This is a genomic window from Candidatus Accumulibacter cognatus (assembly GCF_000584975.1).
Classification (GTDB): domain Bacteria; phylum Pseudomonadota; class Gammaproteobacteria; order Burkholderiales; family Rhodocyclaceae; genus Accumulibacter; species Accumulibacter cognatus.
Map to the genome: position 1 here is coordinate 19,221 of NZ_JDST02000083.1, position 17,792 is coordinate 37,012.

At 59.7% G+C, this 17,792-nt stretch carries 14 protein-coding genes and 2 tRNA genes; 10 read left to right on the plus strand and 6 right to left on the minus strand.

Annotated elements, in window-relative coordinates; translation table 11 throughout:
- Nucleotides 1-114: 114 nt before the first annotated feature.
- On the plus strand, nt 115-2,433 hold the full coding sequence (locus AW06_RS15330; RefSeq protein WP_034951735.1) for a DNA internalization-related competence protein ComEC/Rec2: 2,319 nt from the start codon (nt 115-117) through the stop codon (nt 2,431-2,433).
- 26 nt (nt 2,434-2,459) lie between these two features.
- Here AW06_RS15330 and AW06_RS15335 read toward each other — a convergent pair whose 3' ends face one another.
- Nucleotides 2,460-3,185, minus strand: a complete 726-nt coding sequence (locus AW06_RS15335; RefSeq protein ID WP_034951737.1) for an LrgB family protein — start codon at nt 3,183-3,185, stop codon at nt 2,460-2,462.
- Entirely contained in the window at nt 3,182-3,541 is a 360-nt protein-coding gene (locus tag AW06_RS15340) for a CidA/LrgA family protein (RefSeq protein ID WP_034951739.1), read from the minus strand. The genes AW06_RS15335 and AW06_RS15340 overlap by 4 nt, the downstream gene beginning before the upstream one ends.
- Nucleotides 3,542-3,786: 245 nt before the next feature.
- Here AW06_RS15340 and AW06_RS15345 point away from each other — a divergent pair, with 245 nt between their 5' ends.
- Nucleotides 3,787-4,014: a hypothetical protein gene (locus AW06_RS15345; RefSeq protein WP_034951741.1), complete on the plus strand. Its 228-nt coding sequence runs from the start codon at nt 3,787-3,789 to the stop codon at nt 4,012-4,014.
- A gap of 15 nt (nt 4,015-4,029) precedes the next feature.
- On the opposite strand, the gene AW06_RS15350 is transcribed toward AW06_RS15345, so the two are convergent.
- Entirely contained in the window at nt 4,030-4,761 is a 732-nt protein-coding gene (locus AW06_RS15350) for a haloacid dehalogenase type II (protein WP_273704779.1), read from the minus strand.
- Between the two features lie 61 nt (nt 4,762-4,822).
- Nucleotides 4,823-5,821 (minus strand): arsenosugar biosynthesis radical SAM (seleno)protein ArsS, encoded by a 999-nt coding sequence (arsS, locus tag AW06_RS15355; RefSeq protein ID WP_034951743.1) that lies wholly within the window; start codon nt 5,819-5,821, stop codon nt 4,823-4,825.
- 399 nt (nt 5,822-6,220) lie between these two features.
- Here arsS and tig point away from each other — a divergent pair, with 399 nt between their 5' ends.
- The 7 genes from tig to AW06_RS15390 all read left to right on the plus strand — a co-directional run bounded on the left by tig (nt 6,221) and on the right by AW06_RS15390 (nt 14,345).
- Nucleotides 6,221-7,555, plus strand: a complete 1,335-nt coding sequence (gene tig / locus AW06_RS15360) for a trigger factor (protein ID WP_138677750.1) — start codon at nt 6,221-6,223, stop codon at nt 7,553-7,555.
- A 46-nt stretch (nt 7,556-7,601) separates the two neighbouring features.
- On the plus strand, nt 7,602-8,231 hold the full coding sequence (gene clpP / locus AW06_RS15365; RefSeq protein ID WP_034951747.1) for an ATP-dependent Clp endopeptidase proteolytic subunit ClpP: 630 nt from the start codon (nt 7,602-7,604) through the stop codon (nt 8,229-8,231).
- Nucleotides 8,232-8,280: 49 nt separating this feature from the next.
- Nucleotides 8,281-9,552, plus strand: a complete 1,272-nt coding sequence (gene clpX / locus AW06_RS15370) for an ATP-dependent Clp protease ATP-binding subunit ClpX (protein ID WP_034951749.1) — start codon at nt 8,281-8,283, stop codon at nt 9,550-9,552.
- An 85-nt stretch (nt 9,553-9,637) separates the two neighbouring features.
- Entirely contained in the window at nt 9,638-12,052 is a 2,415-nt protein-coding gene (gene lon / locus AW06_RS15375) for an endopeptidase La (RefSeq protein WP_034951750.1), read from the plus strand.
- A gap of 138 nt (nt 12,053-12,190) precedes the next feature.
- Nucleotides 12,191-12,266 (plus strand) — tRNA-Val (locus tag AW06_RS15380).
- 26 nt (nt 12,267-12,292) lie between these two features.
- A tRNA-Asp gene (locus AW06_RS15385) sits at nt 12,293-12,369 on the plus strand.
- 68 nt (nt 12,370-12,437) lie between these two features.
- Nucleotides 12,438-14,345, plus strand: coding sequence for a SurA N-terminal domain-containing protein (locus tag AW06_RS15390; protein ID WP_034951752.1), 1,908 nt, complete (start codon nt 12,438-12,440; stop codon nt 14,343-14,345).
- A 70-nt stretch (nt 14,346-14,415) separates the two neighbouring features.
- Here AW06_RS15390 and groL read toward each other — a convergent pair whose 3' ends face one another.
- Both groL and groES read right to left on the minus strand, forming a co-directional pair.
- Nucleotides 14,416-16,071: a chaperonin GroEL gene (gene groL / locus AW06_RS15395; protein ID WP_034951754.1), complete on the minus strand. Its 1,656-nt coding sequence runs from the start codon at nt 16,069-16,071 to the stop codon at nt 14,416-14,418.
- Between the two features lie 98 nt (nt 16,072-16,169).
- Nucleotides 16,170-16,460, minus strand: a complete 291-nt coding sequence (gene groES / locus AW06_RS15400) for a co-chaperone GroES (RefSeq protein WP_034929008.1) — start codon at nt 16,458-16,460, stop codon at nt 16,170-16,172.
- 635 nt (nt 16,461-17,095) lie between these two features.
- On the opposite strand from groES, the gene AW06_RS15405 reads away from it, so the two are divergent.
- Nucleotides 17,096-17,476, plus strand: coding sequence for a hypothetical protein (locus tag AW06_RS15405; RefSeq protein ID WP_046535298.1), 381 nt, complete (start codon nt 17,096-17,098; stop codon nt 17,474-17,476).
- The last annotated feature ends 316 nt before the right edge of the window (nt 17,477-17,792 follow it).

Sequence of the window (17,792 nt, forward strand, 5' to 3'; positions counted from 1 at the left end):
ACGCACGCCGGGACCTTGACGGCAGCACCACCGGAAATCCCGATCGCGGGGGGTCGCCGGATGTCAGACGCACGGATGGCTGCCTGACGAGAGCAGAATCTGCTTTAATTCGTCATGCGCGGCAACATTCTTGCTTTTGCTCTCGGTGTCGGCTGCCTGCAGCTTCAGGAGACGCTGCCGGCGTTGTCGCTGGTCGCTGGCCTGCTGATCGGCGGGGCATTGCTGTTGCTCTGCTGCGGCCGCTGGCGGCACGCCCTGGGACGAATCGCCACGGCAATCGCCTGTGCCATGCTGGGTCTGGCCTGGGCGGCACTGCTCGCCGGGCAGCGACTGCTGGATCAGCTCCCGGCCGAGTGGGAGGGGCGTGATGTGCAGGTCGTCGGCGTCGTCGCGGCGCTGCCGCATGCCTTCGAGCGTGGTGAACGCTGCGCATTCGATGTCGAGGCGGTGGCAACGCCCGGCGCGCGTCTGCCGCGGCGGATCATGCTTTCCTGGTATCACGGCTGGCGCGAAGACGAGTGGCGTGATGCTCCGCTGATCCGCCCGGCCGAGCGCTGGCGCTTCACCGTTCGTCTCAAACGCCCGCATGGCAACGCCAACCCGCATGGCTTCGATTACGAGGCCTGGCTCTTCGAGCGTGGCCTGCGCGCCACCGGCTATGTGCGTCCGCTCGCCGAGGCACAGCGTCTCGACGACTTCGTGCTGCGGCCTGCCTACGTCATCGAGCGTTGGCGTGAGCACATTCGCAGTGCCTTTTTCAGGGTTTTGCCCGAGGCCCCGTATGTGGGCATTCTCGCTGCGCTGGCGATCGGCGACGAGCAGGCGATCCCGGCAGCGCAGTGGCGCTTGTTCCGGCAAACCGGAGTGACGCACCTGATGTCGATCTCCGGCCTGCATGTGACGATGGTGGCGGCGCTGTTTGGCGGTCTGGTTGGTTGGTTGTGGCGGCGCAGCGAGCGGCTGATGCTTTTTCTGCCGGCGCAGAAAGCGGCGATCGCGGCCGGCTGGTTCACGGCTTTCGGCTATGCCCTGCTCGCCGGTTTTGCCGTGCCGGCGCAGCGGACGGTCTACATGCTGAGCGTCGTCGCTCTGGCGCTGTACTCGGGCCGCAATCTCGGCGCCAGCCGCAGCCTGCTGCTGGCATTGCTGGCGGTGCTGCTGCTCGACCCCTGGGCGGTGCTGGCGCCGGGATTCTGGCTTTCCTTCGCGGCCGTCGGGCTGCTCTTCTTTGTCGGTACGGCCCGTCTGGGGGCTTCCCGTGGCTGGCGAGCAGCGCTTGCCAACTGGGGTGCAACGCAGTGGGCGGTGACCCTCGGGACGCTGCCGCTGCTGCTGCTGATGTTTCAGCAGTTCTCGCTGGTGTCGCCACTCGCCAACGCATTCGCGATCCCGCTGATCAGCTTCATGATCACGCCGCTGGCGCTGCTCTTCACCGTCCTTCCCTGGCCGCCGCTGCTCTACTTTGATCACTGGCTGCTGTCCGGTTTGATGGGCTTTCTCGAATGGCTGGCGATCTGGCCGGTCTGGGAACAGCCGGCACCGCCGCTGGCGGCGACGCTGGTGGCGGTGCTCGGAGTGATCTGGTTACTTCTACCACGCGGTTTTCCTGCACGCTGGCTGGGCCTGTGTCTGCTGCTGCCGGTGCTGTTCTCTCCCGCCGAGAGGCCCTTGGTGGGAGAGGCCTGGGTCGATGTCCTCGATGTCGGTCAGGGACTGGCGGTTGTCGTGCGTACCGCCGGACACAATCTCCTCTACGACACCGGGCCGCTGTACAGCGCCGAGTCGGACGCCGGCCAACGCATCATCGTCCCCTACCTGCGCGCCAGCGGGATCGGGCGACTCGATTCGCTGATCGTGACCCATCGCGACAAGGACCACTCGGGTGGCATCGTTGCCGTGCAGGAGGCCGTACCAATAGCGCGGACCTTGTCGTCGCTTCCCGAACTGCCCGGCGAACGTTGCCAGGCCGGGCAGGTCTGGGAGTGGGACGGCATTCGCTTCACGATCCTTCATCCCGATGCCGCTGCCTACGGGCATCAGGCCGCCAGAACCAACCACATGAGTTGCGTGCTGCGGATCGAGAATGCCTTCGCCAGCATCCTGCTCACCTCCGACATCGAGGCGCGCGACGAGCAGGCCCTGCTCGATCGGGCCGCTCCCCTGTTGCGCAGCGACGTGCTGCTGGTGCCGCATCACGGCAGCGCCACTTCGTCGACGCCCGACTTCGTGGCTGCCGTCGGTGCCCGTGAGGCGATCATTCCCGTCGGCTACCGCAACCGTTTCCAGCATCCCCGTCCAGAGGTCGTTGAACGTTATTCAGGCAGTCGGGTGTGGCGCACCGATCGGGATGGCGCGGTGCGCATCAGGCTGGCCAGCGGGCTGACTCTCTCCGCGTATCGGGCCGAGTATCACCGTTACTGGCACGGGCAGTGAAAGAGCCGGTATGCGATTCATCGCCGTCAGCCCCTGCCGATCCAGCTGGCCATCAGGGGCACCAGCAGGGCGGTCAGTCCGCCATTGAGGCCCATGGCGAGTGCCGCAAAGGCGCCGCTCTGCTCATTGACCTGAAAGGCTCTTGCCGTGCCGATCCCGTGCGAAGCCACGCCGATGGCAAAGCCGCGGATGGCCGGGTCGCGGACCTTCATGGCATCGAAAATGGTGCGGGCGCCAACCGCGCCCAGCACGCCGGTGATGATCACCAGTACGGCCGTCAGCGAGGGAATGCCGCCGATCCGTTCAGCGATGGCCATGGCAATGGGCGTGGTCACCGATTTCGGCGCCAGTGACAGCTGCGTCGGCAGGCTAGCGCCAAACCAGCGGCCGATCAGTACGGCCGATAGCACGGCCGTCAGGCTGCCTGCCAGCAGACCGGCAATCACGGGTAGCAGCATCGTCCTGATCCGTTTGAACTGGGTGTAGAGAGGAATGGCGAGCGCCACTGTGGCCGGTCCGAGCAGGAAATGGACGAACTGGGCGCCAGCGAAGTAGGTTTCATAGCGTGTCGCGGTCAAGGTCAAGAACAGCACCAGCAGCGATACCGCGATCAGTACCGGGTTGGCCAGAGGGTTCTGGCCTGAGCGCTGGTATAGCCAGAACGCACCCTGGTAGGCCAGCAGGGTCATGCTCAGGCCGAGCAGGGGCGAGGCCGACAGGTAGACCCAGATTTCGCTGAATTGCGGGTTCATGGGGTTTCTTCGGTGGATGGCGCCCGGCGCTGACAAAGGCGCATCACCAGCGCTGTGACGACAAGGGTGGCAGCGGTGCTGATCAGCAGGGATAGCAGCAGGGGCAGCCACTCATCGGAAACACGGTGCAAATGCACCATGATGCCGGTGCCAGCCGGCACAAAGAGCAGTGAGAGATGTTGCAGCAGGTTCTGGCCGGTCGACTGCAGTTCCTGGCCAGGGCCGCCGCGCAGCATGAGCGCGAGGAAGAGCAAAAGCATTCCGAGTACCGGACCGGGAAGTGGCAGGTTGATGCCTCGGGCGATGACTTCGCCGACGAGCTGAAAAAGCAGCAATTGGGTCAGGGCGGCGAGCATGGCGTCCTCCTTGAATGGTGGTCCGAAGAGTCTATTCGGTATTGGACCCGATCCGAGCGGGAGGTCTTTATTGCAGGGGGTGCGTCAAGACGACCGGACGCAGCCACACTTCCCTGTCCGGACTCGGCAATTTGGCCTACACTGCTGGCTATCCGTTGCTTTGCCTGAGCGGTGTCGGCCTGATGTCGTACGCTGCTCGGGAAATGGCTGGAATCATATTTTGTCGTTATGCAATGAGGTGAGGAATGGATGCCTTTCTGCTCCTGTCGGGACGTGTCGCCGGCATCGGTGGCCTGCTGTTGTGCATCACCGCCGCAGTACTGCGTCTGGCGGGCAATTACTACCTGGGAACGTTTCAACTCGCGACCGTCCTGCAGGGCGGCATGGCCGCGACCGTCGTTGGCTGTTTCCTGCTGTTGCTGTCACTGACAACGCCGGGGAAAGCCAGTCGTTCGCTGCGATCGCGTGAATGAGGCGTTGCGATAATGTCAGAGTCGCGTCGGTGATTCACCCATCGCCTCTCGCCCGCAAACGGGAGAGGAAACAGCGTCGGGTAGGGCAGAGAGATCCTTGATCTCGCCATCGGGTGTCTCGGGAATCCGTTCTCGCACCTGTCCGAAGCGGTTGCACCACAGGACTCGCAGGCCACTAGCCTTGGCCGAATAGGCATCCCAGGCATTCGACGACAGGAAACAGATCGCCGTCGGGGCGAGTTGCAGGCGTTCGCAGGCTAGCGCGTAGACTGCCGGGTGTGGCTTGAAGACGCCCACTTCCTCGACCGACAGCACGGCATCGAAGACATTCTCGAGGCCGCTGTGGCGGACCACCGCCGCGAGCATCGCCGGCGTGCCGTTCGAGAGGATCGCCAGCCGCATTCCCTCTGCCTGTAGCCGGTGCAGCGTTTCGGGAACCTCGGGGTAGCATCCGAGATGAAGATAAAGGTCCATCAGTCGTTCGCGCAGGCCGGGCCGGTCGATACCGAGGGTGTTCAGGGCAAAATCGAGCGCCTCGCCGGTGACTTGCCAGAAGTCTGCATGTCGGCTGGCGAGTCCGCGCAGCCAGGTGTATTGCAATTGCTTCTGGCGCCACAGTTCGGAAAGGCGCTGCCAGTTCTCGCCGATCTCGTCGCTGGCCGCGAGCGCTGCACTGTTGAAGTCGAAGAGCGTGCCGTAGGCGTCGAATACACACGCCTTGATACCGTCGAGGTGCTGGGTGCTCATGGTTCTGATCTCCTCCGTGATGTCGATAGAGTGCTTGCCTGGCTGGCGGGTACGGCTACAATCAGGCGCCGCAGGTCGGTGCAGCGGCCATCTCGCCACCCAGTGCGCCGCCGCAACTTGATCCTTGGCCTGCCGTGCAGCCATAACAGTGGTTGGCCACCTGGATCGGATATCCGTCGAGCGAGGCCGCCTGCACATCGGTGATGTGCAGGCGCCGGTGACCGCTTCCGGTAATTGGCAAACCCAGCTGCTGGTTGAAATCGCAGTCGTAAAGGTAGCCCTGCCAGTCGATTGAAAGCAGATTGTGACACATGACCTGCTCGATGTTCTCGTCCCGGTGCGCGCTGCGTAATAGTTGCATGTAACTGTTGAACTGGCCCTTCGAGACCAGCATCGATCCGAAGCGCTGGATCGGCATGTTGGTCAGCGTGAACAACTGGTTGAAAACGATGCCGAATCCGTGTCCGAGATGCGCACGATAGGCGACGGCTAGCGGTCCTTGCGGCGGCGGTAGCGTGGGGCCTTGCGGGTTGAAGACCAGATTCAGGATCAGGCCGCTGTCCGGCATGCCATAACCCAGCGCATTGAGGCGTTGCAAGCCCTTGATGCTCGCTTCGAAGGTGCCCTTGCCGCGCTGTCGATCGACGTTCTCCTCAAGATAGCAGGGCAGTGAAGCGATCACCTCGACACGGTGCCTGGCCAAGAAGTCGGCCAGATCCGCATGATCGGCTTCCTCCAGGATCGTCAGGTTGCAGCGGTCGATCACTCGCAGGCCGCGTTCGCGGCCGGAGATGACCAGGCGGCGGAAATGAGGGTTTAGCTCGGGTGCACCGCCCGTCAGGTCCAGCATCCCGACTTCGGGGCTGGCGCTGATGAAGGCGAGCAGCGCATCGATCGTTTCTGCGGTCATTTCTTCCTTGCGCTGTGGACCGGCATTGACATGACAATGTAGACAGCTCTGATTGCAACGATAGCCGAGATTGACCTGGACCGTTTCCACCGAGCGCCGGGTCAAGGCCGGGAAAGTGGTGGTCGCGAGAAGGGGCAGGGTGGCGTGCATGACTTTCATTCTCCGGTGGTTTGTCGGCATTGGTCGGGGTGACGCTGGCTTACCTTACACGCGCTTGGCAGGAGCTGCGGACCAGCGGAGCAGCGGCAAGCGGCTCTCACGATACGATATTTCAGAGGTTTCTGCAGCGCACGCGGCCTTGCTGTCGGAGTGTGTGCATGTGGCCAAAGACGAGTTGCCAAGTTGGCTACACAAGCCGACCTCATACACCCGCGCAGAACTCGTATTGCGGACCATGGCAGGTTGGATGTGCGCAACAGGTATCCCGGGGGGGCTGGTTGCACGGCAGTGTTTCGAGTCGTCCGATATTGCTGTAGAATCATCCGCTTTACGTGCGCGGAGACGCCATTGGCGCGCGGACATGGACGCAGAAGCGAACAAGGATTCTTAATGGAAACGAATGCTGTTATTTCTGACGCATCAGCCTCAGGCACACCGACTGTGAGCGCTCTCGAGCGCCGCCTTGACCTGTCGCTCAGCATTGCTGACTTCGAAAAGGAGGTTGACCAGCGTCTCAAGCGCCTCAGCAAGAACATGAAGATGCCGGGTTTCCGGCCAGGCAAGGTGCCGGCAAACATCGCCCGCCTGCAGTATGGCCAACAGGCGCGTCAAGAAGCCTTGAGCGAGGCGCTGGCGCAACTGTTCAGAACTGCCGTCACTGCGCAGAATCTGCGCGTTGCGGGCGTTCCAAAAATCGAGGTGAAAAACAGCGACAACCCAACGCATCTCGAGTTTTCGGCGACCTTCGAGGTCTATCCGGAGGTTGTACTGCATGATCTGAATGGCGTGGAAATCGAACGCCCGGTACTTGCCGTAGGTCCGGTCGAAATCGACAGGACGATCGAAATCCTGCGCAAGCAGCGCGTTCGTTACGAGCCGGTCGATCGTGCCGCCGCAAAGGATGACCAGGTGAGTATCGACTTCCTCGGGAAGCGGGATGGCGAGCCGTTTGCAGGTGGTCAGGGCAAGGACTACCACTTTGTGCTTGGCGAAGGTAAGATGCTGTCTGACTTCGAAAGCGCGGTCATCGGTATGCGCCCAGGCGAAGCCAAGTCTTTCGACATGACCTTTCCCGCCGAATATTTCTCGAAGGAACTGGCGGGTCAGTCGGTGACCTTCGACATCTCCGTCAAGGAAGTGGGCGAAGCGGTACTACCGGAAGTGAATGCCGACTTCGCCAAGACCCTTGGTGTTGAAGATGGCGATCTTGCCAAGATGCGTGCCGAGGTCGAGGACAATCTCAAACGCGAGGTAAGAAACCGTCTGCAGGCAAGAATTCGCAACCACGTGATGGATGCGCTACTGCAGGCCAACCCCGTCGAGGTGCCCGAGGGGCTGATTCACCGAGAGTGCGAACACTTGATGCAGACGACTCGCCAGGATATGGAGCGGCGTGGCTTGAAGGTCAAAGAGCTGCCGATGCAGTCCGAGTGGTTCGCCGATCAGGCAAGACGACGGGTTGGTCTTGGACTGATTCTTTCCGAGATCGTCAAACAGTGCGGATTGGAGGCGAAGCCGCAGCAGGTGAAAAGGATGGTTGAGGAAGTGGCGCAAAGTTATGAACATCCTGAAGAGGTGGTCCGTTGGCACTATGCACAGCCGGAACGCCTCGCCGAGTTCAACGCTGCGGCGATCGAGGACAACGTGGTTGACTGGGTGTTGTCGAGGGTGACGGTAGTCGACAAGCCGATTGCTTTTGCTGATTTGATGGGGCAGCAGTCCTGATCCGGTGATCTTGAATAGGCACGATTCTCCGAGTAAAGGAAACGAAATGAGCATTGACTACGAAAACCACAGGAGTCCGCAAGCGCTCGGCCTGGTTCCGATGGTGGTCGAGCAGAGTGGTCGTGGCGAACGGGCATACGACATCTACTCGCGATTGCTGAAGGAGAGGGTGATTTTTCTGGTTGGCCCGGTTAACGACGTGACCGCGAATCTGGTGGTGGCGCAGCTTCTTTTTCTGGAAGCCGAGAATCCGGATAAGGACATCCATTTCTATATCAATTCCCCCGGCGGTGCAGTGTCGGCTGGCCTTTCCGTTTACGACACCATGCAGTTCATCAAGCCTGACGTATCCACCCTGTGCATGGGGCAGGCCTGCTCAATGGGAGCTTTTCTGCTCGCAGCGGGTGCCCATGGCAAGCGATTCGCCCTCCCCAATTCGCGTGTGATGATTCACCAGCCAATGGGAGGTTTTCAGGGACAGGCGTCGGACATCGCGATTCACGCCAAGGAAATTCTTTCCTTGCGTGCCAAACTCAACGACCTGATGGCTCATCACACGGGCCAGGCAATCGAGCGCATTGAACGCGATACCGATCGCGACAATTTCCTTTCCGCGCAGGAAGCGGCAGAATACGGTCTGATCGACAAGGTGCTGACCAATCGGGAGGCGATTTGATCGCGTATCCGGGCAACCGACATCAGGCTTGAAAGTGAGGTAGGTCGACATGACGGAAAAGAAAAGTGGCACTGAAAAACTCCTGTATTGCTCGTTCTGCGGCAAGAGCCAGCATGAGGTGAAGAAACTCATTGCCGGGCCATCGGTATTCATCTGTGACGAATGCATCGAGCTTTGCAACGATATCGTGCGGGATGAAATCGCCAGCGAGCCGGGTGGCAAGGGCGTAAACAGCGATCTGCCAACACCCAGGGAAATCTCGGCACTCCTCGACCAATATGTGATTGGTCAGGAGCCGGCCAAACGAATTCTGTCGGTGGCCGTCTATAACCACTACAAAAGGTTGCGTCACTTTGGCAAGAGCAGGGACGAGATTGAACTCGCCAAGAGCAACATCCTGCTTATCGGTCCCACCGGATCGGGCAAGACGCTGCTCGCGCAAACGCTGGCGCGCATGCTCGACGTGCCTTTCGTGATGGCTGATGCGACGACGTTGACCGAAGCCGGCTATGTCGGCGAGGATGTCGAGAACATCATTCAGAAATTGCTCCAGAAGGCGGATTACGATACCGAGAAGGCGCAACGCGGCATCGTCTATATCGACGAAATCGACAAGATTTCGCGCAAGTCCGATAATCCTTCGATCACCCGTGACGTTTCGGGCGAGGGTGTGCAACAGGCGCTGCTCAAGCTGATCGAGGGTACGGTAGCTTCTGTCCCGCCACAGGGGGGGCGGAAGCACCCGAATCAGGACTTCGTGCAGGTGGATACCACCAACATCCTGTTCATTTGTGGCGGAGCCTTCGACGGTCTCGAAAAGGTCATTCGCAATCGATCCGAGCGTGGCGGTATGGGCTTTGGCGCCGAAGTGAAGAGCAAGGATAACAAGAAAGCGGTCGGTGAGGTGTTGCGTACCGTCGAACCCGAGGATCTGATCAAGTTCGGCTTGATTCCGGAACTGATCGGGCGCTTGCCGGTGCTTGCTACACTCGAGGAATTGTCCACGGCAGCGCTGGTGCAAATCCTGGTCGAACCCAAGAATGCGCTGGTGAAGCAATACCAGAAGCTGTTCGCCATGGAAGGGGTGGCGCTCGAAGTCCGTCCTGCGGCGATGCAGGCCATTGCCAAGAAAGCCCTTGAACGCAAGACCGGTGCGCGCGGCCTGCGGTCGATTCTCGAGTCTGTATTGCTGGATACCATGTACGAACTTCCCGGAATGGAGAATGTCTCAGAGGTGGTTCTCGACGAGAACGCGATCCTCGGCGACGCACGGCCCATCCTGATCTATGCTGATCAACCGAAGGTTTCTGGCGGCAACTGATGTGCTGGCCGCCTCCTGTGCGGCTTGAAATACAGGTTCTTGCCACCATTTTGGGGCTTGAACTCTCACCTAAAGGGCACAATTGATGTCTGTAACCCCCAAGCTGTCAGCCGAGCCAGTCGAATTACCCCTGCTTCCTCTGCGCGATGTAGTGGTTTTCCCGCACATGGTGATTCCACTGTTTGTCGGGCGCCCGAAATCGATCAAAGCGCTTGAAGTGGCCATGGAAGCCGGCAAGAGCATCCTCCTGGTGGCCCAGAAGTCGGCGGTCAAGGACGATCCGGAAGCCGATGATCTGTACGTTGTTGGTTGCGTGGCCAATATTCTGCAAATGTTGAAGCTGCCCGACGGCACCGTGAAGGTGCTGGTCGAAGGGGCGCAGCGCGCTCGTTTGGAGGCCATCGATTCGCGCGAGGAGATGTTTTTCGCGGGTGCTCGTCCGGTGATCGCTGATGAGGGCCTCAATCATGAGGTTGAGGCGTTACGCCGGGCTGTAATCGGGCAATTCGACCAGTATGTCAAGCTCAACAAGAAGATTCCGCCGGAGATCCTGACTTCGATCGCGGGCATCGAGGATGCCGGGCGACTTGCCGATACCATCGCCGCGCATTTGCCCCTGAAGCTCGAACAGAAGCAGGAAGTTCTCGAAATGTTCGATATCCGCGCACGCATCGAGCGTCTGCTGGCACAACTCGAATCCGAGATCGACATCCTGCAGGTCGAGAAACGCATTCGCGGTCGCGTCAAGCGCCAGATGGAGAAGAGTCAGCGCGAGTATTACCTCAACGAGCAAGTGAAGGCGATCCAGAAGGAACTCGGTGAAGGTGAAGAAGGTGCCGACCTGGAGGAACTGGACAAAAAGATCAAGACCGCCGGAATGAGCAAGGAAGGACTTGCCAAGGCGCTGGCGGAATTCAGGAAGCTCCGGTTGATGTCACCGATGTCGGCGGAAGCGACGGTGGTACGTAATTTCATCGAGACACTGATCGGCCTGCCGTGGCGCAAGCGGACGCGCATCAGCAAGGATCTCGCCGCTGCCGGCAAGATCCTCGACACCGATCACTGGGGTCTGGAAAAGGTCAAGGAACGCATCATCGAGTATCTGGCCGTGCAACAGCGGGTCGAACGCCTCAAGGCGCCGATTCTCTGCTTGGTGGGTCCTCCTGGGGTCGGCAAGACTTCGCTTGGACAGTCGATCGCGCGAGCAACCGGTCGCAAGTTCGTCCGCATGAGCCTTGGCGGCGTACGCGATGAGGCTGAAATCCGTGGTCATCGCCGGACCTATATCGGTTCGATGCCGGGCAAGATTCTGCAGAACATGAGCAAGATCGGTGTCAAGAACCCGCTTTTCCTGCTTGATGAAGTGGACAAGATGGGCCAGGACTTCCGGGGCGATCCGAGTTCTGCGCTGCTCGAAGTCCTTGATCCCGAGCAGAATTCGACCTTCGTCGATCACTATGTCGAAGTCGAGTACGATCTGTCGGAAGTGATGTTCGTCGCGACCGCCAATACGCTGAACATCCCGGCGCCTTTGCTTGATCGTATGGAAGTGATCCGGCTTTCCGGTTATACGGAGGACGAAAAGGTCAATATTGCCCAGCGCTATCTGGTCCCCAAGCAGATGAAGAACAATGGCCTGAAGACCACCGAACTGACGATGGCGGAAAGCGCCCTGCGAGACATCGTTCGCTACTACACGCGAGAGGCGGGTGTGCGATCGCTTGAACGCGACATCTCCAAGATCTGTCGCAAGGTGGTGAAGACGCTGCTGCTCAGAAAAAACCAGGGGAAGGTTGCCGTCAGTGCGCGCAATCTCGACAAATTCCTGGGTGTTCGTCGTTTCAACTACGGAGTTGCCGAGCGCGAGAACCAGGTGGGGCAGGTGACCGGTCTGGCCTGGACCGAAGTGGGCGGCGAACTGCTGACCATTGAGTCGGTGGTCCTGCCGGGCAAGGGTAAGACGACCACCACCGGCAAACTCGGTGAGGTCATGCAGGAGTCGGTTCAGGCGGCTCTGTCGGTGGTTCGCAAGCGCGCGCAGTCGCTCGGCATTGATCTTGATTTCTATCAGAAGAGCGATATTCATATTCACCTCCCGGAAGGGGCCATCCCGAAGGATGGCCCGTCAGCGGGTGTCGGGATTTGTACGGCGCTGGTTTCCGTCCTCACGGGCATTCCTGTCTGTTGCGATGTCGCGATGACGGGCGAGATTACGCTGCGAGGCGAAGTCCTGCCGATTGGCGGACTCAAGGAGAAATTGCTGGCGGCCGTGCGCGGTGGCCTGGCCAGAGTGTTGATTCCGGAGGAGAATGTCAGGGATCTGGCCGAGATTCCGGACAACATCAAGAACAAGCTGGAGATCATTCCGGTCAGGTGGATCGACCAGGTCCTTGAGCATGCGCTGGAGCGCAAACCCGAACCCGTGTTGACCGGGGAGCCGGCTACCCCACCGGTTGCAGCGCCCACTCCGGAGAATGTATCCACCGTCATCACGCATTGAACGTCAGTGCCAGCCTGTCGGCGGGCGCGCGCATCGTTTGGTCCTGCCTGCTGACCCATGGTCAAGGGATGTAGTTTCGGTCTGGCCAAGTGGGGACGGATGCGGTAGACTTCAAACTTCATGCTTTGGTCACACGAAGGGTGCTTAGCTCAGTTGGTAGAGCGCTAGCCTTACAAGCTGGATGTCGGCGGTTCGAGCCCGTCAGCACCCACCAGAAAGAACGGTGTTGCAGAGCGTTCGGGAGTGGTAGTTCAGTTGGTTAGAATACCGGCCTGTCACGCCGGGGGTCGCGGGTTCGAGCCCCGTCCACTCCGCCACAGCCGAAAGGCGAACGCAAGTTCGCCTTTTTTGCTTCAACGTTCCAGTAAGTTAGCGAGCTACCCCCATGTTCTTTGATGCCGTTCGCAACAACAAGAGAGTTGTTCAGATATTCCTTGCCTTGATCACCCTGCCTTTTGCCTTCTGGGGCGTTGACTCCTATGTGCGCAACACTGGGGCGGGGGCCGATCTGGCCAGAGTGGGGGACACCAAGATCACCATACTGCAGTTCGACCAGGCCTGGCGTGCCCAGCAGGATCGCATGCGGCAGGTACTGGGCGCCAGTTTCCTTCCAGAGTCGATGAATACGCCGGCAGCCAGGCTGGCGGTTCTGAATTCACTGGTGGATCAGCGACTGCTGCTCCTTGAGGCATCGCAAGGACGACTGGGTGCCGGCGATGACCTGCTTCGCGATGTCATCGCCAAGATCCCGGCCCTGCAGGAAAATGGTCGGTTTTCAATGGCTCGCTACCAGGCTGCGCTTGCCGCCCAGGGCATGTCACAAGCCCAATTCGAGGCGCAGATGCGACAGGATCTCACGCTCCAGCAACTGGTCGGCGCAGTTGGAGATACCGGCATTGCTGGCAATAAGGTGGTCGATAAGCTGCTGCGCATACAGACCGAGGAGCGGCAGATTGCCGAGTGGCGATTCACCCCGGGGCAGTTTGCCGACCAGGTGAAAATCACGCTGCCGGCCATCGAGAAATACTATGCACAGAACCTGAAGCGCTTTGAAGTGGCGGAGCAAGCCAAGGTCGAGTACGTGCTCCTGTCTCTCGAAGGATTGCTGGCGCAGGTCAAGCCCAGCGATGGAGAAGTGACAGCTTGGTACGAGAGCCACCAGGATCGTTACCAGCAAGCCGAGGAGAGGCGAGCCAGTCATATCCTGATTCTGGCGAGCGGCGAGGTGGACCGGGAAAAAGCACGCGCCAAGGCGGAAGATGTGCTGAAGGAAGTCCAGAAGTCGCCGGCGAAATTTGCCGAGCTGGCCAGGCAGCATTCGCAGGATCCCGGATCTGCCGAAAAAGGGGGAGATCTTGGCTTTTTTGGGCGTGGCATGATGGTCAAGCCGTTCGAGGATAGCGTGTTCGGCCTGCGAGAGAATGAGCTTTCCGGTCTGGTGCAGTCCGAATTCGGCTATCACATCATCAAGCTGACGGCAATCAAACCGGGCAAGTTGCGTTCGCTTGCCGACGCGCGTCCGGAGATCGAAGAGGAACTGCGGCGGCAAGCAGCTTCACGACAGTTTGCCGAGGCTGCCGAGACCTTCAGCAACATGATCTACGAGCAACCGGACAGCCTGCAGCCGGCCGCCGAGAAGTTCAGACTGAAAATCCAGCAGTCCGGCTGGTTGCCGCGCGGCCTTTCCCCGGATAAGTTGGCTGGCTTGGGCCAGCTGGGTAACCAGAAAGTGCTTGCCGCGGTGTTTTCGGACGATTCACTGAAGAACAAACGAAATACCGAGGCGGTCGAGGTTGCTCCCAATACGCTTCTGGCCGCCCGGGTGATCGAATACCGGCCCGCGAGCACGCAGCCCTTGGCGATCGTCAAGGCTGAGATTGAAGCGCTGCTCAAGGCTGAGGAAGAGGCGGTACTGGCCCGTGCTGCAGGCGAGTCGAAACTCCGCGAGTTGCAGCAGGGGGCGGAGGATAAACTTGCCTGGGCGCCAGTCAGGAGAGTTTCCAGGCAGGATGGCCGTCAGTTGCCGGAGGCGTCGCTGAAGGCGATCTTTAGAGCCGATGTCCGCCAGCTGCCGGCCTATGTGGGTGCTGATGCGGAAGGCGGGGGCTATATGCTCTACAAGATCATGACGGTCAGCCATCCGGAAAAGGTGGACGACAACCGGCGCAAGGCCTTGCAAGCCGAATACGGCACGATCCTTGGGCAGGAGGATTTTGCTGCCTACCTTGCCGGACTACGCCTGCGCTACAAGATCGACATCAACAAATCGGCGCTGGAAAGCAAGGAACGGTAGCCCCCGTTTTACCCAATAAAAAAACCCCGCCGAAGCGGGGTTTTTTTCAGGAACGATGGCCCTGCGGACATTACATGTCCATGCCACCCATACCACCCATGCCACCCATACCACCACCCATGCCGCCGCCGCCCATGGCCGGCTTTTCCTCAGCCAGTTCGGCGACCAGGCAGTCGGTGGTGAGCATCAGGCCGGCGATCGATGCCGCGTTCTGCAGTGCCGTACGCGTGACCTTGGTCGGATCGAGAACTCCCATTTCAACCAGGTCGCCGTACTCACCGGTGGCGGCGTTGTACCCGAAATTGCCGGTACCCTGAAGCACGGCGTTGACCACGACGGACGGTTCGTCGCCGGCGTTGGCGACGATTTCGCGCAACGGCTGCTCCATTGCCCGCAAAACGATCTTGATCCCGGCTTCCTGGTCGTGGTTATCGCCCTTGAGCGAGGAAAGCGCCAGGCGGGAACGCAGCAGTGCGACACCGCCGCCAGGAACGATTCCTTCTTCCACAGCGGCACGAGTGGCGTGCAGCGCGTCCTCAACGCGTGCCTTTTTCTCCTTCATCTCGACTTCGGTAGCGGCACCCACCTTGATCAGAGCGACGCCTCCCGCGAGTTTGGCGACCCGCTCCTGCAGTTTCTCTTTGTCGTAGTCACTGGTGGCGGTCTCGATCTGCGCGCGAATTTGCTTGACACGCGCTTCGATGTTCGCGCTGACTCCGGCGCCGTCGATGATCGTCGTGTTTTCCTTGCCAATCTCGATGCGCTTGGCTTGGCCGAGGTCCGCCAGGGTAGCCTTTTCCAGGGTCAGGCCGACTTCCTCGGCAATCACCTGACCGCCGCTCAAAATCGCAATGTCTTCGAGCATTGCCTTGCGGCGGTCACCAAAGCCCGGTGCCTTGACGGCGCAAGTCTTGAGGATGCCGCGGATGTTGTTGACCACCAGGGTGGCGAGTGCTTCTCCATCGACATCTTCAGCGACAATCAATAGCGGGCGGCTGGACTTGGCGACCTGTTCGAGAATCGGCAGCAAATCACGGATATTCGAGATTTTCTTGTCGAAGATCAGGATGAACGGGTTTTCCAGAATCGCGTTCTGTTTTTCGTTGTTGTTGATGAAGTAGGGACTCAGGTAGCCACGATCGAACTGCATGCCCTCGACGACGTCGAGTTCGTTGTTCAGGGATTTGCCGTCTTCGACGGTGATCACGCCTTCCTTGCCAACCTTGTCCATCGCCTTGGCAATGATGTCACCGATGTCCGCATCAGCGTTGGCCGAGATCGCGCCGACCTGAGCAATTTCCTTGCTGGTCGAGCAGGGCTTCGAGAGCTTTTTCAGCTCGTCGACGGTGGCCACGACTGCCTTGTCGATGCCGCGCTTGAGGTCCATCGGGTTCATGCCTGCAGCAACGTACTTCATGCCTTCGCGAACGATTGATTGTGCCAGCACGGTAGCGGTCGTGGTTCCGTCCCCGGCGATGTCGGAAGTCTTGGAGGCCACTTCCTTGAGCATCTGGGCGCCCATATTGGCGAACTTGTCTTTCAGTTCGATTTCCTTGGCGACCGAAACACCATCCTTGGTCACGGTTGGAGAGCCGTACGAGCGCTCCAGAACAACATTGCGTCCCTTCGGACCGAGCGTAATCTTGACTGCGTCGGCAAGGATGTTCACGCCTTCGACCATGCGAGCGCGTGCGGTATCGCCAAATTTGACGTCTTTAGCTGCCATCGAGATAACTCCTAAGTTTCTGTGATGATTTGATTCTGAATTGAAAGGAAAGATTGTGTGCTAAGGCTGTGCGGGCGGAGATCGTGCGAACGCGACCTCTACGCCTCGATGACGCCCATGATGTCTTCTTCACGCATGACCAGCAGTTCCTCTCCATCGACCTTGACGGTCTGACCGGCGTATTTGCCAAACAGGACCCGGTCGCCAACCTTCACGGCCAGGGCGCGGACGCTGCCATCATCAAGAATCTTGCCATTGCCAACGGCGCGAATTTCGCCTTGGTCAGGTTTCTCGGCAGCTGTATCGGGAATGACGATACCGGAGGCGGTCCTGCGCTCCTCTTCAAGACGTTTGACAATCACGCGATCATGCAACGGGCGAATTTTCATGCAGTTTCTCCTTGGGGTTAAGCATATAAACGGATATCGACGGTCAGATCCTGTAGCCCTGGGTAAAGACTCAGGAGTAAAAATATTAGCACTCGCCGCTAACGAGTGCTAATAATAGATCCGGGTGACGTGAATTTCAAGGCCTGCGAGATGACCTTCCGGGCTGATTGCACGGTTTGCAACTTTCCGGCATTGATTGCCCAGGAAAGCGTAGAAACCGCAAACTTGGCAATGGATTGACAGCATACTGATTGAAAGATAGATTCCTCAAGCAGGTGGATCGTCACCTACAGTTTTTATTCAATCGTCAGAAGGGGGGAGGCATGTCGAAGGAGAGGGTTTATGGCCGTTCGTTGCTGGTGCTTCTGGTCACGGCAGGTGTGTCGGGCTGCTCAAGCAATCCCGGTAAGAGCGACGGTGCTCAGTCTGCTGTACCGGCCCAAGTAACACAGGCGGAGAATAGCGTGGCAGTGCCGCAGACGGTGCCGGCAACACAGATGAACCAGCAGGCCAGGCCAGCCAAGAAAGGCTCCAAGACTGCGAAGGCCGAGCAGCCCACTCCGCCCGTCCAGTCTGCGCAGCCAGTAGCAGCCGCCCAGCCTGCGGCGCCGACCCCGGAAACTCCATCGGGCAAGATCGGCCCCGGAATGAACAGCAAGGGTGAGGTCGTGGATTCCTCCAGGGTCGAGGCGGGTTACGGCCAGTCCGTCAAGGGATTGCGCGACTGGGAAGGGGAGATCACCGGCAAGCCGGCACCGGGCAGCAAGTTCACACAGCTACAGATTGGCATGCCCATGAAACAGGTGACCGACCTTGTCGGACAGCCCAGCGACCAGGGTGCATACCTTACCGGCAAGGCTTTCATCCCCTTCTTCTTTGGGAGCGACAAGCACCGTCAGGAACTGGTCTACAAGAACCAGGGCCGTCTGATTTTTGCTGGAGGTTCGATGGGCGATATTGGCAGTGCTCATCTGGTATGGATAATTCATAACGCCAGCGAGCCGGCCTACCGCTGACGCCGGCGGGGACGCATTTCGCGGCACGGAAAAGACTGAACAGCGCTCATGGCCATGGTTACGGGCGAGTGCGTGGCCGTTGGCGCGCTGATCGATCGGGTCCGGTCGGTGTTCGCCAATTGGATCATTCTCGAGATTACCGCCATGAAATGGACATTGCATACACGTTGTCTGAGCGGCGCTCTCGTCGCTGCCCAGGTCAGCGCGCAGCCTGAGTCTACACGTAGTCGGGTTGTGCTTCCCTGAGGATGGTGCGCTGGTCACCGGCACTTCGTGGTAAGTTCTGCTTGGTGTGCCGACCAGACCGATTCACGCC